General features: G+C 66.5%; 22 protein-coding genes and 1 riboswitch. Of the genes, 9 read left to right on the top strand and 13 right to left on the bottom strand.

The window, feature by feature from the left end:
• The 12 genes from rpsC to rpsL all read right to left on the bottom strand — a co-directional run bounded on the left by rpsC (position 1) and on the right by rpsL (position 9,131).
• Positions 1-708 (bottom strand): 30S ribosomal protein S3, encoded by a 708-nt coding sequence (gene rpsC, locus HB724_RS13230; RefSeq protein ID WP_213981413.1) that lies wholly within the window; start codon positions 706-708, stop codon positions 1-3.
• Complete coding sequence (gene rplV / locus HB724_RS13225) at positions 708-1,085, bottom strand: 50S ribosomal protein L22 (RefSeq protein ID WP_187729355.1); 378 nt, start codon at positions 1,083-1,085, stop codon at positions 708-710. The genes rpsC and rplV overlap by 1 nt, the downstream gene beginning before the upstream one ends.
• Positions 1,085-1,360, bottom strand: coding sequence for a 30S ribosomal protein S19 (gene rpsS / locus HB724_RS13220; protein ID WP_029936458.1), 276 nt, complete (start codon positions 1,358-1,360; stop codon positions 1,085-1,087). The genes rplV and rpsS overlap by 1 nt, the downstream gene beginning before the upstream one ends.
• 5 nt (positions 1,361-1,365) lie before the next feature.
• A complete protein-coding gene (gene rplB, locus HB724_RS13215; protein WP_213981412.1) occupies positions 1,366-2,217 on the bottom strand; it encodes a 50S ribosomal protein L2 in 852 nt (283 codons plus the stop codon).
• Between the two features lie 4 nt (positions 2,218-2,221).
• On the bottom strand, positions 2,222-2,536 hold the full coding sequence (locus tag HB724_RS13210) for a 50S ribosomal protein L23 (RefSeq protein ID WP_213981411.1): 315 nt from the start codon (positions 2,534-2,536) through the stop codon (positions 2,222-2,224).
• On the bottom strand, positions 2,529-3,152 hold the full coding sequence (gene rplD / locus HB724_RS13205; RefSeq protein WP_213981410.1) for a 50S ribosomal protein L4: 624 nt from the start codon (positions 3,150-3,152) through the stop codon (positions 2,529-2,531). The genes HB724_RS13210 and rplD overlap by 8 nt, the downstream gene beginning before the upstream one ends.
• A 2-nt stretch (positions 3,153-3,154) precedes the next feature.
• Positions 3,155-3,913, bottom strand: coding sequence for a 50S ribosomal protein L3 (gene rplC, locus HB724_RS13200; RefSeq protein WP_213981409.1), 759 nt, complete (start codon positions 3,911-3,913; stop codon positions 3,155-3,157).
• 381 nt (positions 3,914-4,294) lie between these two features.
• The gene (rpsJ, locus tag HB724_RS13195; protein WP_034161642.1) at positions 4,295-4,606 is read right to left on the bottom strand and encodes a 30S ribosomal protein S10; all 312 of its coding nucleotides are present in this window, start codon (positions 4,604-4,606) and stop codon (positions 4,295-4,297) included.
• 157 nt (positions 4,607-4,763) lie between these two features.
• Entirely contained in the window at positions 4,764-5,957 is a 1,194-nt protein-coding gene (tuf, locus tag HB724_RS13190) for an elongation factor Tu (protein ID WP_213981408.1), read from the bottom strand.
• Positions 5,958-6,035: 78 nt separating this feature from the next.
• Positions 6,036-8,111, bottom strand: a complete 2,076-nt coding sequence (gene fusA, locus HB724_RS13185; protein ID WP_213981407.1) for an elongation factor G — start codon at positions 8,109-8,111, stop codon at positions 6,036-6,038.
• A gap of 96 nt (positions 8,112-8,207) precedes the next feature.
• Positions 8,208-8,678, bottom strand: coding sequence for a 30S ribosomal protein S7 (gene rpsG / locus HB724_RS13180; protein WP_213981406.1), 471 nt, complete (start codon positions 8,676-8,678; stop codon positions 8,208-8,210).
• 81 nt (positions 8,679-8,759) lie between these two features.
• Positions 8,760-9,131, bottom strand: a complete 372-nt coding sequence (rpsL, locus tag HB724_RS13175; protein ID WP_029936467.1) for a 30S ribosomal protein S12 — start codon at positions 9,129-9,131, stop codon at positions 8,760-8,762.
• A 383-nt stretch (positions 9,132-9,514) separates the two neighbouring features.
• Between rpsL and HB724_RS13170 the strand changes: the two genes are divergently transcribed.
• From HB724_RS13170 to HB724_RS13135, 8 genes are all read left to right on the top strand, one after another.
• Positions 9,515-9,946: a polymer-forming cytoskeletal protein gene (locus HB724_RS13170; protein ID WP_213981405.1), complete on the top strand. Its 432-nt coding sequence runs from the start codon at positions 9,515-9,517 to the stop codon at positions 9,944-9,946.
• A gap of 56 nt (positions 9,947-10,002) precedes the next feature.
• A riboswitch (cobalamin riboswitch) is annotated at positions 10,003-10,196 on the top strand.
• A gap of 106 nt (positions 10,197-10,302) precedes the next feature.
• Positions 10,303-12,177, top strand: coding sequence for a TonB-dependent receptor (locus tag HB724_RS13165; RefSeq protein ID WP_213981404.1), 1,875 nt, complete (start codon positions 10,303-10,305; stop codon positions 12,175-12,177).
• On the top strand, positions 12,177-12,998 hold the full coding sequence (locus HB724_RS13160) for an ABC transporter substrate-binding protein (protein ID WP_213981403.1): 822 nt from the start codon (positions 12,177-12,179) through the stop codon (positions 12,996-12,998). Before HB724_RS13165 ends, HB724_RS13160 begins: the two co-directional genes overlap by 1 nt.
• Positions 12,995-13,966: an iron chelate uptake ABC transporter family permease subunit gene (locus tag HB724_RS13155; protein WP_213981402.1), complete on the top strand. Its 972-nt coding sequence runs from the start codon at positions 12,995-12,997 to the stop codon at positions 13,964-13,966. Before HB724_RS13160 ends, HB724_RS13155 begins: the two co-directional genes overlap by 4 nt.
• The gene (locus HB724_RS13150) at positions 13,957-14,736 is read left to right on the top strand and encodes an ABC transporter ATP-binding protein (protein WP_213981401.1); all 780 of its coding nucleotides are present in this window, start codon (positions 13,957-13,959) and stop codon (positions 14,734-14,736) included. The genes HB724_RS13155 and HB724_RS13150 overlap by 10 nt, the downstream gene beginning before the upstream one ends.
• Before the next feature lie 137 nt (positions 14,737-14,873).
• Positions 14,874-15,554: a hypothetical protein gene (locus tag HB724_RS13145; protein WP_213981400.1), complete on the top strand. Its 681-nt coding sequence runs from the start codon at positions 14,874-14,876 to the stop codon at positions 15,552-15,554.
• A 141-nt stretch (positions 15,555-15,695) separates the two neighbouring features.
• On the top strand, positions 15,696-16,646 hold the full coding sequence (locus HB724_RS13140) for a polysaccharide deacetylase family protein (protein ID WP_256731505.1): 951 nt from the start codon (positions 15,696-15,698) through the stop codon (positions 16,644-16,646).
• On the top strand, positions 16,643-17,569 hold the full coding sequence (locus HB724_RS13135; protein WP_213981399.1) for a right-handed parallel beta-helix repeat-containing protein: 927 nt from the start codon (positions 16,643-16,645) through the stop codon (positions 17,567-17,569). Before HB724_RS13140 ends, HB724_RS13135 begins: the two co-directional genes overlap by 4 nt.
• A 106-nt stretch (positions 17,570-17,675) precedes the next feature.
• Here HB724_RS13135 and HB724_RS13130 read toward each other — a convergent pair whose 3' ends face one another.
• A complete protein-coding gene (locus HB724_RS13130) occupies positions 17,676-19,313 on the bottom strand; it encodes an alkaline phosphatase family protein (RefSeq protein ID WP_213981398.1) in 1,638 nt (545 codons plus the stop codon).
• Between the two features lie 98 nt (positions 19,314-19,411).
• On the opposite strand from HB724_RS13130, the gene HB724_RS13125 reads away from it, so the two are divergent.
• Positions 19,412-21,009: protein-disulfide reductase DsbD domain-containing protein (locus HB724_RS13125; protein WP_256731504.1), on the top strand; the 1,598-nt coding region annotated here is incomplete at its 3' end.

Genomic DNA, 21,009 nt, shown 5'->3' with positions numbered 1-21,009 from the left:
TTAGCGGCGTTCGTCGCGCGCCGGGCGAACGCCCGTCGTCTGCGACTCCATGTTGAGGCGATCGGTCGCCATCGGATCATGGCCGAGGATCTCGCCCTTGAAGATCCAGACCTTGACGCCACACACGCCATAGGCGGTGTGGGCCTCGGCCGAGGCATGATCGATGTTCGCGCGCAGCGTGTGCAGCGGAACGCGGCCTTCGCGATACCATTCCGACCGGGCGATCTCGGCGCCGCCGAGACGGCCGCCGCAATTGATCCGGATGCCCTCCGCACCGAGACGCATGGCCGACTGCACCGCGCGCTTCATGGCGCGGCGGAAGGCGATGCGGCGCTCGAGCTGGTCGGCGATGCCCTGGGCGACGAGCTTGGCGTCGACTTCCGGCTTGCGGATCTCGACGATGTTCAGGCTCACGTCCGAGCTGGTCATCGCGCCGAGCGTCTTGCGCAGCTTCTCGATGTCCGTGCCCTTCTTGCCGATGATGACACCGGGGCGCGCGGCATAGATGGAGATGCGGCACAGCTTGGCCGGACGCTCGATCACCACCTTCGAGATCGCGGCCTGGGGCAGCGTCTTGATGATGTACTGGCGGATCTTGAGATCCTCCAGCAGAAGGCGGCCATAATCGGCGCCCTCGGCGAACCAGCGGCTGTCCCAGGTGCGGTTGATCTGGAGACGCAGACCGATCGGGTTGCTCTTGTGACCCATTATGCTTCTTCCTGCTCGCGGACGACGATGCGAAGACGGCTGAACGGCTTCAGGATGCGGGTGGACTTGCCACGGCCGCGGGTCGCGAAGCGCTTCATCGTGATCGACTTGCCGACCGACGCCTCGGCGACGACGAGCGCGTCGACATCGAGGTTGTGGTTGTTCTCGGCGTTGGCGATGGCCGAGGCCAGCACCTTGCGCGCGTCCACAGCCATCGCCTTCTTCGAGAAGGCGAGGATGTTCATCGCGTCGCCGGCCTTCTTGCCGCGGATCAGGCCCGCGACGAGATTGAGCTTCTGCGCCGAACCGCGGATCTGCGTGCCGACCGAGAGAGCCTCGTTATCGGCGACGCGGCGGGGAGCCTTATCCTTCGACATCAGCGCTTACCCTTCTTGTCGGCGGCGTGGCCGGGGAAGAAGCGGGTGGGCGCGAACTCGCCCAGCTTCATGCCGACCATGTCCTCGTTGACCGACACCGGCACGAACTTGCGGCCGTTGTAGACGCTGAAGGTCAGGCCGACGAAATCCGGCAGGATCGTCGAGCGGCGCGACCAGGTCTTGATCGGCGCGCGCGCATTGGTTTCCTGCGCGGTCTGCGCCTTCTTGAGCAGATGGAGGTCCACGAACGGACCCTTCCAGACGGAGCGAGCCATGGCGGTTAGCCCTTCTTCTTGGCGTGGCGCGAACGGATAATCATCTTGTCCGTCGCCTTGTTGTGGCGGGTGCGCGCACCCTTGGTCGGCTTGCCCCACGGGGTGACCGGATGACGGCCGCCCGAGGTCCGGCCTTCACCACCACCATGCGGGTGGTCGACCGGGTTCTTGGCGACGCCGCGGGTCAGCGGACGCTTGCCCAGCCAGCGATTGCGGCCGGCCTTGCCGAGGTTGGTGTTCTGGTTGTCCGGGTTGGACACCGCACCGACCGTCGCCATGCAATTCGAGTGGATGTAGCGCTGTTCGCCCGAGTTCAGGCGAACGATCACCATGCCGCGATCGCGACCAACGACCTGCACATAGGTGCCGGCCGAACGGGCGATCTGGCCGCCCTTGCCCGGCTTCATCTCCACATTGTGGACGATGGTGCCGACCGGCATCGAGCCCAGCTCCATGGCGTTGCCCGGCTTCACGTCGGTCTTCTTCGACGCGATCACCTTGTCGCCGACAGCGAGGCGCTGCGGCGCGATGATGTACGCGACGTTGGCCTTGCCCTCGGGCGTGTCGCCATAGTTGACGAGCGCGATGAACGCGGTGCGGTTGGGATCATATTCGATCCGCTCGACCGTGCCCTCGACGTCCCACAGACGGCGCTTGAAATCGACGATGCGATAGCGCTGCTTGTGGCCGCCGGCGATGCCGCGCGACGTGACATGGCCCTTGTTGTTGCGGCCGCCGGTCTTCGTCTTGCCTTCGGTCAGCGCCTTGACCGGACGACCCTTGAACAGGCCCGAACGGTCGATAAGGATCAGGCCGCGGCGGGCCGGAGACGTCGGATTATAATGCTTGAGTGCCATCGCCTCAGATTCCCGTCGTCACGTCGATCTGGTCGCCGTCGGCGAGCGTCACGATCGCTTTCTTCATGTCCGAGCGCTTGTAGGGGGCGCCCTTCCACTTCTTGGTCTTGCCCTTCTGGACGATCGTGTTGACGCCGGTGACCTTGACCGAGAACAGCGCTTCGACGGCGGCCTTGATCTCGGGCTTGGTGGCGTCGCCGGCGACCTTGAACACAACGGCGTTGTGCTCCGAGACGAGCGTCGACTTTTCGGTGATGTGCGGCGCGACGATCACGTCATAATGACGGTTGTCGACGGCCTTGATGGGCTTCTTAGCCATTGAAGCGCGCCTCCAGCTTCTCGACGGCAGCGCGGGTCAGGACCAGCGTGTCGTGCTTCAGGATGTCATAGACGTTGGCGCCGATGGCCGGCAGCACGTTGATCTTGTGCAGGTTGCCGGCGGCCAGCGCGAAGCTGTTCTCGACGGTGTCGCCGTCGATCACCAGGGTCTTGCCCAGGCCCAGCTTCTCGAAGCTGCCCTTGAGCGCCTTGGTCTTGGCGCCGTCGACCGTCAGATTGTCCAGGACGATCAGCGAGCCCGCCTTGGCATGGCTGCTGAGAGCCATCTTGAGGCCGAGCGCGCGGATCTTCTTGTTCAGCGACGGATTGAAGTCGCGGACGCGGGCGCCGTGCGCCTTGCCGCCGCCGACGAAGACGGGAGCGCGGCGATCGCCGTGACGGGCCGTGCCGCCGCCCTTCTGGCGGCCGAACTTCTTGCCCGTGCGGGCGACATCGGCACGCTCGCGGGTGCCGCGAGCGGTCTCGCGGCGCTTCTCGAGCTGCCAGGTGACGACGCGGTGCAGGATGTCGGCGCGCGGCTCGACGGCGAAGATCGCGTCGTTGAGCTCGATGTCGCCGCCAGCCTTGGCGTCGAGGGTCTGTACCTTGACCTTCACGTTCAGCCCTCCTGGCCTTCGGTCGCCTCGACCGCGGCAACGTCCTCGGCGGGCGTCTCTGCGGGGGCGGTGTCGTTGTTGTTGGCGACCTGCTTCAGGCCGGCCGGGAACGGCGCGTCGGCGTGGCGCGCGACCTTCACCGCGTCCTTGACGAACAGCCAGCCACCCTTCGAGCCGGGCACGGAGCCCTTCACGAAGATCAGGCCGCGCTCGACGTCGGTGCCGACGATCTCGAGATTCTGCTGGGTGCGGAACTTGTCACCCATATGGCCGGCCATCTTCTTGTTCTTGAAGACCTTGCCCGGATCCTGGCGCTGACCGGTCGAGCCGAGCGAACGGTGCGAGACCGAGACGCCGTGGGTGGCGCGCAGACCGCCGAAGCCCCAACGCTTCATGCCGCCCGCAAAGCCCTTGCCCTGGGTCTTGCCCTGGATATCGACATACTGGCCGGCGACATAATGGTCGGCCGAAATCTCGGCACCAACTTCGAGCAGGCCGTCCGCATCGACTCGGAACTCGGCGAGAACCGCCTTGGGCTCCACCTCGGCCTTGCCGAACTGGCCGCGCTGTGGCTTGGCGACATTCTTGCTCTTCGCCGTGCCGGCGCCGAGCTGGACGGCCGTGTAGCCGTCACGATCCTTCTCGCGGACGGAGACGACCTGAACGCCTTCGAGCGCCAGGACGGTGACCGGCACGTGGCGGCCGTCGTCCTGGAACAGGCGGGTCATCCCCAGTTTCTTCGCGATCACGCCAGTGCGCATGATCCAATGCTCCCATACAGAGGCACCCTCGGGACCATTCCCTCGGGTGCGTGCCTCAGCCCAAAATATGATGCGAGCCCCCGTCTGGGCTGAATTCCCGCCCGAGAGCGGAAACGACGGGGGACGCAGGCCCGGTTCTCCGTGAGGAGGCCGGCGGTATCCCTATCTCGTAGAGCCTGTGGCTCAATTCCCTTGCGTTGGATCGGGATGATCCGGTCGAGGGACGATGCGAATCCGTTCAAACGGGAATCGCGAATCTCATGTGGAGGCGGGCCAATACGTCAGCTTCGCTTCCTTGTCTACCCTTCCATGCAGCCATTGGTCGCAAGATGGGAGGGAGACGAAAAATCCCCGCCTTCGCGGGGATTTCAGCAAACCGGCTTACGCCAGCTTGATCTCGACATCGACGCCGGCCGCGAGGTCCAGCTTCATCAGCGCGTCGACCGTCTGCGGGGTCGGCTGCACGATATCCAGCATACGCTTGTAGGTGCGGACTTCGAACTGCTCGCGCGACTTCTTGTCGATGTGCGGACCACGGTTGACCGTGAACTTCTCGATCCGCGTCGGCAACGGGATCGGACCACGGATGAGAGCGCCGGTACGTCGGGCGGTGTCGGCGATGTCGCCGGTCGCCTGATCGAGCACGCGATGATCGAACGCCTTCAGGCGAATGCGGATATTCTGCGTTTCCATGGTCCTGCCGATGCGAAAGAGCGGACCTCGTTGCCGAGGTTCTTGCTGTTAAACCTAAAACCGAAGGGCGGGCCATTACAGCTGCCCTCATAAAAAAGCAACCGCCCGACACCCCTTTTTCTTCGGGGTGCCGAGCGGCCTGGCTTTTTACTTCAGCTTACTTGTCGATGCCGCTGACGACGCCGGCGCCGACGGTGCGGCCGCCCTCGCGGATCGTGAAGCGCTGGCCGACGTCCATGGCGATCGGCGCGATGAGCTTGATGCCCAGCGCGACGTTGTCGCCCGGCATAACCATCTCGGTGCCCTCGGGCAGCTCGACGGTGCCCGTCACGTCGGTCGTGCGGAAGTAGAACTGCGGACGATAGTTGGCGAAGAACGGCGTGTGACGGCCACCCTCTTCCTTCGACAGCACGTACACTTCCGACTGGAAGTCGGTGTGCGGCTTGATCGAGCCCGGCTTGCAGAGAACCTGGCCACGCTCGACTTCGTCGCGAGCGACGCCGCGGATCAGCGCGCCGACGTTGTCGCCGGCCTGGCCCTGGTCGAGCAGCTTGCGGAACATCTCGACGCCGGTGACCGTGGTCTTGCGGACGGTCGGGTGGATGCCGACGATCTCGACTTCCTCGCCAACCTTGACGATGCCGGTCTCGACGCGGCCGGTGACGACCGTGCCGCGACCCGAGATCGAGAACACGTCTTCGATCGGCATCATGAACGGCTTGTCGAGCGGACGCTCGGGCTGCGGGATGTACTCGTCGACAGCCTTCATCAGCTCAAGGACCGCGTCCTTGCCGAACTTGTCGTTCGAACCGCTGAGCGCGCAGGTCGCCGAACCCTTGATGATGGGAATGTCGTCGCCCGGGAACTCGTACGAGCTGAGCAGCTCGCGGATTTCCAGCTCGACCAGCTCGAGGATTTCCTCGTCGTCGACCAGATCGACCTTGTTCATGAACACGACCATCGCCGGCACGCCGACCTGGCGGGCGAGCAGGATGTGCTCGCGGGTCTGCGGCATCGGGCCGTCGGTGGCGGACACGACCAGGATCGCGCCGTCCATCTGGGCGGCACCGGTGATCATGTTCTTCACATAGTCGGCGTGACCCGGGCAATCGACGTGCGCATAGTGGCGGTTCGTCGTCTCATACTCGACGTGCGCGGTCGAGATGGTGATGCCGCGCTCGCGCTCTTCGGGAGCCTTGTCGATGTTCGCGAAGTCCACGGCGACGCCGCCGCTGGTCTCTGCCAGAACCTTCGTGATGGCGGCCGTCAGCGACGTCTTGCCATGGTCGACGTGACCGATGGTGCCGATGTTGAGGTGCGGCTTGGTCCGCTCGAATTTTGCCTTCGCCATTGTTTCCTACCTTCTAGATCAATTTCGCGGCCGGTCAGGGCGCCACGCGAACGCGGCCCCTTAGCGACTCATTTCGGATTACGCCAGCTTCGCCTTCACTTCGTCGGCCACGTTCTGCGGCACTTCGTCGTAATGCGAGAACTGCATGCTGTACTGCGCGCGGCCCTGGGTGAACGAGCGGAGCTGATTCACATAGCCGAACATGTTCGCCAGCGGCACCATGGCCTCGACCGTCTGCGCATTGCCGCGCGTATCGGTGCCCTGGATCTGGCCGCGACGGCTGTTCATGTCGCCGATGACGTCGCCCAGATATTCCTCCGGAGTGACGACCTCGACCTTCATGATCGGCTCGAGCAGTTTGATGCCGGCCTTCTGGGCCGCTTCGCGCATCGCACCGCGGGCGCAGATTTCGAACGCCAGCGCCGACGAGTCGACGTCATGATACTTGCCGTCGATCAGGTGGACTTCGAAGTCGATGATCGGGAAGCCGATCAGCGAGCCCGTTTCCGCCGTCTCGCGCATGCCCTTCTCGACCGAGGGGATATATTCCTTGGGAATATTGCCGCCCTTGATCTCGTCGAAGAACTGGTAGCCCGAGCCACGCTCGCCGGGGATGACCTTGACCTTCACTTCGCCGAACTGGCCCGAGCCGCCCGACTGCTTCTTGTGGGTGTAGGTCAGCTCGACCGGCTTGGCGAGATATTCGCGATACGCCACCTGCGGCGCACCGACATTCGCCTCGACCTTGAACTCGCGCTTCATGCGATCGACCAGGATCTCGAGATGGAGCTCGCCCATGCCCTTGATGATGGTCTGGCCGCTCTCGGCGTCCGAAGACACGCGGAACGACGGATCCTCGCGCGCCAGGCGATTGAGCGCGACGCCCATCTTCTCCTGGTCGGCCTTGGTCTTCGGCTCCACCGACAGCTCGATCACGGGCTCGGGGAATTCCATCCGCTCGAGGATAATCGGCGCGTTGGCGGCGCACAGCGTGTCGCCGGTCGTCGTGTCCTTCAGGCCCGCGAGAGCGACGATGTCGCCGGCATAGGCCTCCTGGATGTCCTCGCGGCTGTTCGCATGCATCAGCAGCATGCGGCCGACCTTTTCCTTCTTGTCCTTCACCGAATTGGTGACGGTCGAAGCCGATTCGAGCTTGCCCGAATAGATGCGCGCGAAGGTCAGCGTGCCGACGAACGGATCGTTCATGATCTTGAACGCCAGCGCCGCGAACGGAGCCTCGTCCGAAGACGGACGCTCGTCCGGCGTCTCGCCGTCGAGCTTGACGCCCTTGATGGCGGGAACGTCGAGCGGGCTCGGCAGATAGTCGACCACGGCGTCGAGCAGGGGCTGCACGCCCTTGTTCTTGAACGCCGAACCGCACAGCACGGGGACGAACGAGAAGTTCAGCGTGCCCTTGCGGATCAGCTTCTTGAGGTCGGCCGAGCTCGGCTCGTTGCCCTCGAGATACGCCTCCATCAGGGCGTCGTCCTGCTCGACGGCCATTTCGATCAACTCGGAACGAGCAGTCGCCGCGGCGTCCTTCAGGTCGTCGGGGATCTCGGTGATCTCGAACTTCGCGCCCAGCGACTCCTCGAGCCAGATGATCGCGTTGTTGTTGACCAGATCGACCAGGCCCTTGAAGCCGCCCTCGATGCCGATCGGGAGATAGAGGACAAGCGGACGGGCGCCGAGACGATCCTTGATCATCTCCACGCAGCGCTCGAAATTGGCGCCGGTGCGATCGAGCTTGTTGACGAAGCACATGCGCGGCACGTGATACTTCTCGGCCTGGCGCCAGACGGTCTCGGACTGCGGCTCCACGCCGGCAACGCCGTCGAAGCACGCGACCGCGCCATCGAGCACGCGCAGCGAACGCTCGACCTCGATGGTGAAGTCGACGTGGCCGGGGGTGTCGATGATGTTGATGCGGTGATCGTTCCAGAAGCACGTCGTGGCGGCCGACGTGATCGTGATCCCGCGCTCCTGCTCCTGCTCCATCCAGTCCATCGTCGCCGTGCCTTCATGCACTTCGCCGATCTTGTAGGACTTGCCGGTGTAATAGAGGATGCGCTCGGTCGTGGTCGTCTTGCCGGCATCGATGTGGGCCATGATGCCGATGTTGCGATACATCGAGAGCGGATGGCTGCGGGCCATGGTCGGTGCTTCCTTAGCGATGCGGGGAGCCGCTTTGGGCGGCTCCCCAGGATATAGGTACTGAAATTACCGGCGCCAGCCTTGCCGGCGCCAGCCTTACCAGCGGTAGTGGCTGAACGCGCGGTTCGCTTCCGCCATGCGGTGCGTGTCTTCGCGCTTCTTCACGGCGTTGCCGCGATTGTTCGCCGCATCCATCAGCTCGCCCGAGAGGCGGGCCGACATGGTGTGCTCGCTGCGATTGCGGGCCGAGGTGATCAGCCAGCGGATCGCCAGCGCCTGGGCACGCTCCGGACGGACTTCGACCGGAACCTGATAGGTCGCACCGCCGACGCGGCGGCTGCGGACCTCGATGCCCGGCTTGATGTTGTTCAGCGCATCGTGGAACACGCCGAGCGGCTCGCGCTTGGCGCGCTGCTCGACGGTTTCGAGCGCCGAATAGACGATGCCCTCGGCCACGGACTTCTTGCCGTCCAGCATGACCGAATTCATGAACTTGGTGAGAACCTCATCCCCGTAAACAGGATCAGGCAGGATTTCCCGCTTTTCGGGACGACGACGACGAGCCATTGGATCTTCCTTCTAAACTTCAGCCATTCGAGGGTCGGCATTTCGCGGTCCGACTTGCGTCGGTTGGCAAAGCCGGCCGGCTTACTTCGGACGCTTAGCGCCGTACTTGGAACGCGACTGGCGGCGATCCTTCACACCCTGCGTATCGAGCACGCCGCGCAGGACGTGGTAGCGAACGCCGGGAAGATCGCGAACACGGCCGCCGCGGATGAGCACAACCGAGTGCTCCTGCAGATTGTGGCCTTCGCCCGGAATATAGCTGATGACTTCGCGCTGGTTGGTCAGGCGGACCTTGGCCACCTTGCGGAGCGCCGAGTTCGGCTTCTTCGGGGTCGTGGTATAGACACGAGTGCAAACGCCGCGCTTCTGCGGGTTCTGCTCCATCGCAGGAACCTTCGACTTGGCCTTCTGCGGTTCGCGGCCCTTGCGGACCAGCTGGTTAATCGTCGGCATGAAGCCCTTCACCTTTTCGTTACCGGAATTTTCCGGCGGTTACTTTGCTGGAGCCCAGACTCTTTACGAAATCAAATCTCTACAGAATACGAAAAGGCCCCGGGTGTCTGCGACCCCCCGGGCCATTGCGTCTCCAGCAACGTTCAGCTCTTTGTTCCACAGGCGTTTGCGGCCGGAGACCGGCCCGTCGTGGAACGGGGCGCCTATAGCGTTGCGCCGCCGCCCGGTCAACCGCCCGGCGGCAGGGCGTTTCCCGACCTGGAGCGGGCGTCCCGGCCCTGCCCCCATATAGCATGGCGGCACCGCTTTTTCGAGTCCGCCCGGCGCCCGCGCCGTGCTAATCGGCGGCAGGGATTCGGGACAGCCGATCGGGGAGCGCAACCATGTTCAACGGCAATCGCAACCGTGCCGCGACGGCATCGCAATCGGGTGCCACGGGCAAGCGCGGCATGTTCTCGGTATTCGGCGCCGACGTGGCCGTCAGCGGCAACGTCACCGCCACGGCCGACCTGCATATCGACGGGCGAATCGAAGGCGATGTGGCGTGCGGCAACCTGGTGCAGGGCGCCGAGAGCCGGATCCTCGGCAACGTCACCGCCGAGACGGCGCGGATCGCCGGTACGATCGAAGGCGCGGTGCGGGCGAAGCAGCTCACCGTCGAGCGCAGCGCGCGGATCATCGGCGACGTCGAATATCAGACGATCACGATCGAGCTGGGCGGCCATGTCGAAGGCCGGATGAAGCATCTCGCCGTGGCCGATTCGGCCGCCGGTGCCCCCCGCGCGATTCCTGCTGCGAACGAGCGAGCGGCTTAGACATAGCCCTTTCCGCCCTGAAGCCCCGGGGGTTGCCGCGCTGCGGCAATCGGCGCTAGGGCAGGCGCGTGACGGGTGTCCCCTGCCAGGGGGATGAAAAAGGGAACTCGGTTGAAGCCCGAGGCTGCCCCCGCAACTGTAACCGGATAGCCGGCGTGCCACGATGCCACTGGGGCCTGTGCCTCGGGAAGGCGGCACGTCCGGCGGCGACCCGGGAGCCAGGAGACCTGCCCGCCACAGTCGATTCCTTCGCGCGGGCGGGGTGCACCGGGCGGACGGGGGGATTCCCCCGCGCGAGCGACACCGGGTCGCCGCGCCAATTCCGGCAAGGCGATCCTTCGAAAGGGTGTCTTGCAATGCAGAAGTTCAAGTATCTCCTGATCGCATCGGCGGCGCTGCTGCCACCTGCGATCGCCCACGCGCAGACCGACGACCAGATCATCGTCGCCGACGAAAGGGTCGATCGCGACATCGTCGTGGTCGCCAGCGGCGTGCCGCAGCCGCTCGACGAAGTCTCACGCTCGGTCACCGTGTTCCAGCGGGCCGAGATCGAGCAGCGCCAGACGATGGTGCTCTCCGACCTGCTCGCCACCGTCCCAGGCGTCACCGTGTCGCGCAACGGCGGGCTGGGCACGCTCACCAGCGTCCGCATCCGCGGCGCCGAGGCGGAGCAGACGCTGGTTCTGATCGACGGCGTGCGGGTCAACGACCCCTCCTCGCCCGGCGGCGGCTTCGACTTCGCCAACCTGCTCGCGGGCTCGGCCGAGCGCGTCGAGGTGCTGCGCGGGCCGAACTCGGTGGTCTGGGGCAGCCAGGCGATCGGCGGCGTCGTCAACGTCGTCACGCGCGACGGCAGCCAGGGGCTGAGCTTTCGCGGCAATGCCGAGGGCGGATCGTTCGGCACGTTCAGCGGCACCGCCGGCGTCTCGGCGGGCAATGACCGCCTCTCGGGCGCGCTGACGGCGGGCTACACCACCACCGACGGCATCTCGGCCGCTGCCTCGGGCACCGAGCCCGACGGCTATCGCCAGTTCGGCGCGACCGGCCAGCTGAGCGTCAGGATCGTCGACAATGTCTCGCTCGACCTGCGCGGCTATTATGCCGACAGCAAGGCCGATCTCGACGGCTTCCCCGCGCCCGACTACATCCTCGCCGACGACGCCGAATACGCAAAGGCGCAGGAACTGTACGGCTATGCCGGGCTGAAGGCAGACCTGTTCGGCGGCAGGTTCCACAACCGGCTGGCCTTCACCATCGCCGACATCAATCGCGACAATTACGATCCTGCGTTCGGCGCCGAGCCCAGCTTCTTCGGCCGGGGGCGCAGCGAGCGCTATGAATATCAGGGCGATGCCGAACTGGCGCAGGGCTATCGCGCGGTATTCGGCGCCGAGCATGAGAACAGCCGCTATTTCGACGGGAGCCTCCGCGAATCGACCGGCATCACCAGCTTCTATGGCGAGCTGATCGCGAACCCGGTCTCCTGGGCGAGCCTCAACGCCGGCATCCGCCACGACGACCATCGCGATTTCGGCGGCCACACCAGCTTCGGCGCCAGCGCGGCGATCGAGCCGATCGCGGGGACGCGCCTCCACGCCAGCTATGGCGAGGGCTTCAAGGCGCCGACGCTCTACCAGCTCTTCAGCTTCTACGGCTACGACAAGCTGCGACCCGAGACCGCCAAAAGCTATGAACTGGGCGCCGAGCAGCGCATCCTGCCCGGCGTGACCGCCAAGGCGACCTGGTTCCACCGCGACACCGACAACCAGATCGATTTCGACCTGGGCACGTCCAAATATCTGAACGTCGCCAGGGCGCGCGCCGAGGGCGTCGAACTGGAGCTGGTCGCCACCCCTGTCACCGGACTGTCGCTGCGCGGCGCCTATACGCACGCGGATGCGGAGAACCGTTCGCCCGGCGCCAATTTCGGCAACGACCTCGCCCGCCGTCCCCAGGACGCCGGCAGCATCTCGGCGGATTACCGCTTCGGCTTCGGCCTGAGCCTGGGCGGCACAGTGCTGGTGGTAGGCGACAGCTTCGACGATGCGGGCAATTTCACGCGGCTGGAGGGCTATACGCTCGCCGGCATCCGCGCGGCCTATCCGGTCACCGATCGGATCGAAGTCTATGGCCGCGTCGAGAATTTGTTCGACGAAAAATACCAGACCGTCTCGGGCTATGGCACGATGGGCCGCGCGGCCTATGGCGGCATGCGGCTCAAGTTCGATTGATGCGCGGTGCCGCGCTCCTCTGCCTGATGGCCGCGGGATGCGCGGCGCCTCCGTCGCAGGGCGGCGGGGGCATCGTATCGATGAACCCCTGCGCCGACGCGGTGCTGATCGAGCTGGTGCCGCCCGCGCGCATCGCCTCGATCAGCCATTATTCGCAGGATCCGATGGCGACTTCGATCCCGCTCGACACCGCCCGCCGCTTCCACGCCAATCGCGGGACGGCCGAGGAGATCATCGCGATGCAGCCCGATCTGGTGGTCGCCAGCAGCTTCACCGCGCCCTCGACGCGCGAGGCGTTCGCCCGCGCGGGGCTGAAGACGCTCTATCTCGACATGCCGATGACGATCGAGCGCAGCAAGGCGCAGGTGACCGAGCTCGCCGCCGCCGTGGGCGCGGTCGAGGGCGGCAAGGCGATCAATGCGCGGATCGACCGGGCGCTCGCGGCGACGGCATGGCCGGGTGCCAAGACCCCTGCCCTGCTGTGGATCGGCGGCAATCTCGTCTCGGGCAGCGGCACGTTGCTCGATGACATGCTGACCCGCACCGGCTTCTCGAACCACGCCGCGCATTACGGCCTCAAATTCACCGGCTATCTGCCGATCGAGCATGTCGTCGCCGATCCGCCGCGGGTGATGCTCGTCCCAGATGAAGTCGGCCGCGACCAGTCCTCGCGCGCCAACCAGCTCCGCACCGAGGCGCTTCGCCATATCGGCAGCAAGGTGACCCAAGCCGCCTTCCCGCGCGCGCTGGTCAATTGCGGCGGACCCGTTATCCCCAGGGCGATGGCGCGCCTCGCCCAGATCCGCCGGAGCATCAAGTGAACCGCGCCCTTCTCCTCTCCGGCCTCACCCTGCTCGTCGCCTTGCTGTTCGCGGGATCGCTGATGGCGGGCAAGGTGTGGGTGCCGTTCGATGCCTGGTTCTCCAACGATCCGCGCTGGTGGATCATCGCCGAGCTGCGCCTGCCGCGCGCGATACTGGGCCTCGCGATCGGCGCGGGGCTGGGGCTCACCGGCGCGGTGCTGCAGGGCTATCTGCGCAATCCGCTCGCCGATCCGGCGGTGGTGGGCGTCTCCTCCAGCGCGGCGCTGGGCGCGGTCGCGTCGATCGTGCTGCTGTCCGCCAGCGCGCCCTTGATGATCTTCGGCGCGGCGATGGTCGCGGCGGCGGGTTCGATGCTGCTGCTGGTCGGCCTCGCCTGGCGGGCCGAAAGCGCGGTGACCTTCGTCCTGGCCGGCACCGTGCTCGCCAGTCTGGCGGCGGCGCTCACCGCCTTCCTGATCTCGGTCGCGCCCAACCCGTTCGCGGTCGCCGAGATCATCGACTGGATCATGGGGGCGCTCACCGATCGCAGCTTTGCCGAGGCGAAGCTGGCGGTGCCCTTCATCGCGCTCGGCTGCGTGATCCTGCTCTTCACCGCGCGCGCGCTCGACGCGCTGACCTTGGGCGAGGATGCCGCGCGCTCGCTGGGACTCAAGCTCCAGCGCACCCAGTTGCTGATCGTGCTGGGCACCGGGCTGACGGTGGGCGCCGGCGTCGCGGTGACCGGGGTGGTCGGCTTCGTCGGGCTGATCGTGCCGCATCTGATGCGCCCGCTCACCGGGGCGCGGCCCTCCGCGCTGCTGGTGCCGAGCGCGCTCGGCGGCGCGGCGCTGGTGCTCGCGGCCGACAGCCTGGTGCGGCTCGGCCCCGGCGCGACCGAGATCCGGCTGGGCGTCGCGATGGCGATGCTGGGCACGCCCTTCTTCTTTTTCCTCCTTCTCCGGATGCGGCGGTCGGCATGGATCTGAGCTTCACCGATCTCGCCGTCAGCCTGGGCAATCGCCGCGTGCTGCAGGGCATCGGCGCAACCTTCCGGCCCGGCCGGGTGACCGCCATCCTCGGCCCCAACGGATCGGGCAAGTCGACGCTGGTCAAGACGCTCGCCGGGCTGATCGATCCCGATGCCGGCAAAGTGCGGCTCGGCTCCCGCCTGCTCGGCCGCATGGATCCCGGCGAGCGCGCCCGCACGATCGGCTATTTGCCGCAGGATCCGATGGTGCATTGGGATCTGCGCGTCGAGGATGTCGTCGCGCTCGGCCGCCTGCCCCACCGTGCGCCCTTTGCCGGCATGTCGGCGGCGGACCATGCGGCGGTTGCCGCCGCGCTGACCGCGACCGAGACGCAGGGCTTTGCCGGCCGCACCGTCACCCAGCTTTCGGGCGGCGAGCGCGCCCGGGTGCTGCTCGCGCGGGTGCTGGCCGGACAGCCGCAATGGCTGCTGGCGGACGAGCCGCTCGCCAGCCTCGATCCGGTGCATCAGCTTACCCTGCTGGAACAGCTCCGCCTGCTCGCGAGCCGGGGCATGGGCGTGGTGATCGTGCTTCACGATCTCGTTCAGGCCGCCCGCGCCGCCGACGACGTGCTGCTGATGAAGGACGGCAGGATCGTCGCCTTCGGCCCCGCCAACGAGGCGCTGGCGCACCAGCCTTTGCGAGAAGCCTTCGGCGTCGAGGTGATGGTGATCGGCGACGATAGCGGCCGCCTGCTCCCCGTGCCGATCGGACGGACACCGGACTGAACCGACCGCGATCGGGCTAATTCGGCTTTCGGTCGGTGGGGAATCCCTGTACCTTGAAGCCAATGACGGGATGAACATGATTCATTCCACAAAAGACGGGCCGCGTTGATCTTTCGAACAACGGAAGGACCGAAATCATGGCGTTACCGACTATACCCGGATGTCTCCAATCGGCGGCCGGAACGGACGAATCCCGGGCGGCTTCGGATCTCCGGGCGGTGTTGCTCAACCCGGCGAAGCAGGACGGCGGAGTCAGGTCCGCCACCGATCGCGCGACGGAAATCAACAATCTGTCCTCGAAGAATGCGACCTTCACGCAAAATTTTCTGCGCCTGTCCAACTGGGCGAGCCAGGGCGCCACGGGAGAATTCAGGGATTATTCCTATTGCACGTTCCAGTCGGAGGCCGACCAGTTCTTCAAGGGGGTGTTCGAGGAGGCGAGGGTCACCGCCAGTGCCGTGTTCTCCCGGACCGACCTGTTTCACGGCCATGTCCTGTGGCATAAGACGGACGGGTTGATCGTGGTGTTTCACGCCAAGGAATATCCGAACGACCTCGAAACGTCCAAGTCCGGCAACGGGCGCGTGGCGGACCCGATATCGGCCAGCTTCGACAAGTACGACGCGAATTATGGCAAGAGGAACATCCGCTATAGTTTCAGGTCGCATACCATCGCCATCGTGACGCAGGGCCTGACGAACGACATCGGACAACAGACCCTGGATCAGACCTATGGCGGCAGCGCCGCGGCGCTTTTCGACCTCAACTATTTTCCGAACGAGTGCACGGGGACCAACGACAAGGTCTTCATCGCCTAGGCACGCGACCAGACCAGTCACGCGACCGAGAGCAGGCGAAACGCCGTATCGGAAGAGCAACACGCACGTCATCATGGCACTTATGGCGCTCCGTCGCGGCAGCGTCTATTGGCCGTGTAGAGAAGGTCATAGGAGACGGTCTTGAGCCGATTGATCGGGATGCTGGCGCGACTGCTGCCGGTACTGCTGCTGTTCACTGCCCTTCCCGCCCAGGCGCAGGAGAAGCGCATCGCGCTGACCTTCGACGACGTGCCGCGCAGCCGCGGCCCCTTCCTCGCCCCCGAGGAGCGCACCGAGAAGCTGATCGCGGCGCTGCAGGAGGCCGGCGTCAAACAGGCCGCCTTCTTCGTCAATCCCGGCCATATCGGCACCGGCGACGGCGTGAACGGCGTCGCGCATATCGAAGCCTATGTCCGCGCCGGCCATGTGATCGGCGATCACAGCTTCACCCATCCGCACCTCTCGGCGCTGAGCGTCGCAGCCTATACCGCCGAGATCGACAAGGCCGAGGCGTGGCTGAAGGGCCGGCCCGGCTATCGCCCCTGGTTCCGCTATCCGTTCCTGGACGAGGGCGGCACCGACAAGGCGAAGCGCGACGCGATCCGCGCGGTGCTGAAGGCGCGGGGGTTGCAGGACGGCTATGTCACCGCCTCGGGCTCCGACTGGAACACCGAGGACCAGCTGATCGCGGCGAAAAAGGCCGGCAAGGCGATCGACATGGAGGCGCTGCGCAAATTCTACATCGCGACGCATCTGGAGGCCGCCGACTTCGCCGACGCGCTGATGGTCAAGACGATCGGCCGCTCGCCGATCCATGTCATGCTGATGCACGAGACCGATCTGGCCGCTTTGTTCCTGCCCGATCTGGTCAAGGCGCTGCGGGCGGACGGCTGGGAGATCGTCCCCGCCGACGAAGCCTATGCCGATCCGATCCACAGCGCCCAGCCCGACACGCCCTCGGCCGACGGCACGCTCGCCGAGCTGCTGGCACGAGAGAAGCATGTCGATCCACCCTATGCCGATCCGCGCGGCAATCTGACCTTCGTCAACCGGCTGTTCGCCGAGCGCGTGCTGCACGAGTCGACGCGGTGAAGGGGCTCCTGCTGCTGGCCGCCCTCGCCTCTCCCGCCGCCGCGCAGGAACGCGCGCCGTTCACGGTCGCCGAGACCGGCCGGGGCTATGCCCATCTCGACGATGCCGTGACGGCGATCCGCGACGGGACCGCGACGATCCTGATCGCGCCGGGCACCTATCACGACTGCACCGTCCAGACCGGCGGCAGGATCACCTACAAGGCCGTCCAGCCTGGCACCGCGATCTTCGAGGGCGAGACCTGCGAGGGCAAGGCGGCGTTCGTGCTGCGCGGGCGCGGATCGGTGGTGGACGGGATCGTCTTCCGCGGCATGCGGGTAAGCGACGGCAACGGCGCCGGAATCCGCATCGAGATGGGCGACCTGACCGTCAGCAATTCCATGTTCCTAGATAGCCAGGAAGGCATCCTTGGCGGCGGACACGAGACGGTGCGCAGCATAACGATCGACCGCTCGACCTTCGCCGGGCTCGGCCAGTGCGACGAGACGGTCGATTGCAGCCATTCGATCTATCTCGGGCTGAACGGCCAGGTGACGATCACCAATTCGCGCTTCGAGCGCGGCACCGGCGGCCATTACGTCAAGCTGCGCGCGCCGCGCGTCACGATCACCGGCAACAGCTTCGACGACAGCAAGGGTCGCAAGACCAACTACATGATCGACCTGTCCGAGGGCGGCACCGGGCTGATCGCGCGGAACACCTTCGTCCAGGGCAAGGGCAAGGAGAATTATTCCGGGCTGATCGTGGTGGCGGCGGAGGGGCGAACCTATTCGGCCGTGGGGCTGCGCGTGGAGGACAATGTCGCGACGATGGCGCCGGGCGCGCCGGGGAATCCGGCATTCGTGGCGGATCTGTCGGGCAGCGAGATCGTGCTGGCGAACAACCGGCTCGGACCGGGCATCCGGGCTTTCGAGCGGCGTTAGCTCCCTCTCCCCATCGGGGAGAGGGCTGGGGAGAGGGGCCTATCGATAGCGCACCGCACTTGCCCCTCTCCTCGACCCTCTCCCCGGAGGGGAGAGGGAGATTAGATTATTTGCACGTATCTCCCGCGCCGGCATCCAGATCGAGGCAGCGGCCGTCGATCGCCACCGGCACGGGCACATGGATCAGCCCGGCGAGCGTCGGGGCGATGTCCACCGTCTCCACCGACAACGGCTGCTCGAAGCCGGTCATGCCCTTCTGCCAGAACAGGATCGGCACGCGGCGGTCATAGTCCCAGAAGCTGCCATGCGTCGCCACCGAGCCCCGGGTCGGATCGGCGATCGGCGTGACGCGCGGCTTGAGCGCCGCGACCAGATCGCCCGAATGCTGCGGATCGAAGGACGCGCGGGCGCGCTCCAGCAGCGTCCAGGTCTCGGGCGGCGTAGTAGCCGGCGCGGTCGCCATGATCTGGGCGCGGGTGAAGATCGCCTGCACCTGCGGATGCGCCGAATAGCGCTTGATGACTTCCGCCTGCACGGCGTCATGCTGCGCCTTGGTGAGCTTGGGATCGATATAGATGTCGCCGGCCGCGCTGCCGCCGAGCACTCGCCCGGTCAGGCCCATCTTCGCGCCGATATCCTTGCCCATCGCGAACGGATTGAGCGCCGGATCGATGCGCTCGGCCATCGGCGCGGCATGCTCGCGGTTGCGCTCGGGCAGGTCGTGGCCGCCATGATCGGCGGTGAGCACCACCGCATAGTCCACGCCGGTCTTGTCGAGCACCGCGAACAGCCGGCCCAGCGTCTGGTCGAGCGAGAAGAGCTGCAGGCACATCTCGCTGCCTTCGGTGCCATAGGTGTGGCCGACATAATCCGTCGCCGAGGCGCCCAGGATCAGCAGGTCGGTATGCGCGCCCTGGCCCAGCTTCATGTCGGTGGCGATGCCGGCGCCGAGCGCGAGGATCGCGTCGTCGAACTCGGGCGAGGCGCGGAACTGCCCGGAACTGCCCGCCGGACGCGCGAAGCGGCCATCACCCACCGTCTTGCCGGCACCCAGCGGGATCGCCCGGCTGCGCGCCTGGCAGAAGGCGGGGAGGTTCAGCGGCTCCTGCGCCTCGGCGATGCGGGCGGCGGTGCTCGCGTTCATCCGCGTGACCATCGCCGGTTCGGCGCGGCCGGCATAGGAAACGAACGCCTTGCCGTTCCACCACCAAAGCTCATCGACCTTGTGGCCGCCCATCATCACCGCCGCGCGATCCTTGCCCGCGACGGAAACGACGCGGGACTGCGGATCGGCGAGCTTCATCCACTCGCCCAAGGTCGGCACCTTCAGATGCTTGTCGGAGACGGTGTAGTTGCTCGAATCGCTGCCGGGGACGCTCTCGTCCTCGGCGCAATAGACGGTCTTGTCGGTGCGGGCGGTGTTGAAGTCGGTCCAGTCGTTGGCGATGATGCCCGTGCGCGAGGGATGATCGCCGGTCAGGATCGTCGAATGGCCGGGGCAGGTCTCGGTCGCGGCGTGGCTCTGATAGCCCGCGGGAAACACCGCGCCCGACATCAGCCGCGCGAACCCTTGCGTGAACTGGGCGCGATATTCGGCGAAGAGATCGGCCGAGAACTGGTCGACCGAGATCACCACCACCAGCTTGGGCGGGGTGCGGGGCGCGGTGGGCGCAGCTTCCTGCGCGGACGACGGAACGGCGGCGAACAGGGCGATTGCAGCGGCGAAAGTGGACGCGAACTTCATGGGAGCCGGCTCCGGCGCGAGGAAAGAATGCACCCAGCTATTGTCCATCGACGCAAGCTGGGCAAGGACGGGCCATGGCCTTGCTTCGTTTCGCTTTGATGTCGATTCTCCTCGCGCTGAGCATTGCCCCGGCGGCGGCGCAACCGATCGGCCCGGGTCCGCATGTCCATACCGAGCTGATCGCCGAGACCGGCTCCCCCGCCGCGGGCAGCGAAATCACCCTCGCCTTCGTCTCCACGCCCGACAAGGGCTGGCACGCCTATTGGGAGAATCCGGGCGACGCAGGGCTGCCGGCCAGGGCGACCTGGACGCTGCCGCAAGGCGCCGCCGCCGGGCCGCTGCGCTATCCGGTGCCCCAGCGCCTGCTGATCGCCGGGCTGATGAACTATGTCTATGAGGGGCAGTTCGTCCGGCTGGCGACGCTGAAGATCCCGGCCGGCGCACGCGGCACGCTGCCGGTCAAGGTGAACCTCGACTATCTGGTCTGCACCGATTCGCTGTGCGTGCCCGAAAAGGTCGATCTCGCCACCACGCTGACGATCGGCGACGGTGCCGTTTCGCCCGAACGCCGCGCCGATTTCGACAAATGGCGCGCGGCGCTGCCCAGGCCGCTCGGCACCCCGGCGACCTATCAGGTCGAGAACGGCCGCATCCGTATCGCCGTGCCCTATCCCGCCGGCGCAGCCGCCGGGGACGGCTATTTCTATCCGCTCACCACCGACACGATCGATTATGCCGCGCAGCAGAAAGTGACGCGCGACGGCGACCGGATCGTGATCGAGACCGCCGCCAAGGGCAGTCCGGGCGCGATCGACGGCGTGCTCGCGCTCGGCGATCAGGGTTTCATCGTCCATGCGGCGCCCGGCACGGTCGCGCCCGCATCGGCCGCGGCGCCGAGCGGATCGGTCTGGCTCTCCGCGCTGCTCGCCTTTGCCGGCGCGGTGCTGGGCGGGCTGATCCTCAACATCATGCCGTGCGTCTTCCCGATCCTGAGCCTCAAGGCGCTGAGCCTCGCCAAGGCCAATCACGGCGAGGGCAATCCGCGCGGTGAGGCGCTGGCCTATACCGCCGGCGTGGTTGCGGTGTGCCTGGCGCTGGGCGGCATATTGCTGGCGGTGCGCGCGGGCGGCGCGACCGTCGGCTGGGCGTTCCAGCTCCAGGATCCGCGCGTGATCCTGGTCCTGCTGCTGCTCGTCACGGCGATCGCGCTCAACCTGGCCGGGCTGTTCGAGATCAATGCGCCGGGCTTCATCAATCGCGCCGCGTCGAAGGGCACCGGCGGCGCCTTCGCCACCGGCGCGCTGGCGGCATTCATCGCGACGCCCTGCACCGGCCCGTTCATGGCCTCGGCGCTCGGCGCGGCGCTGATCCTGCCCTGGCCGGCCGCGCTGGCGATCTTCGGCGGGCTCGGGCTCGGCATCGCCCTGCCCTTCCTGCTGCTCGGCTTCGTCCCCGCCTTCCGCCGGATGCTGCCGAAGCCCGGCGCGTGGATGGCGACGCTCAGGCGCATCCTCTCGGTGCCGATGTTCCTGACCGCGCTGGCGCTCGCCTGGGTGCTGGGGCGGCAGGCGGGCGTCGACGGCATGACGATCTGGCTCGCGCCCCCCCTGCTCGCGGCGTTTGGCCTGTGGTGGTGGGGTTGCTGGCCAAGCCCGGCCCCCCCCCCCCCCCCGCCCCCCCCCGGCCGGGTGCGCCC

This window comes from Sphingomonas sp. dw_22, assembly GCF_018449795.1.
Lineage (GTDB): Bacteria > Pseudomonadota > Alphaproteobacteria > Sphingomonadales > Sphingomonadaceae > Sphingomonas.
The sequence above is the reverse complement of the archived record's forward strand: the minus strand, read 5'-3'. Positions and strand labels throughout refer to the sequence as shown.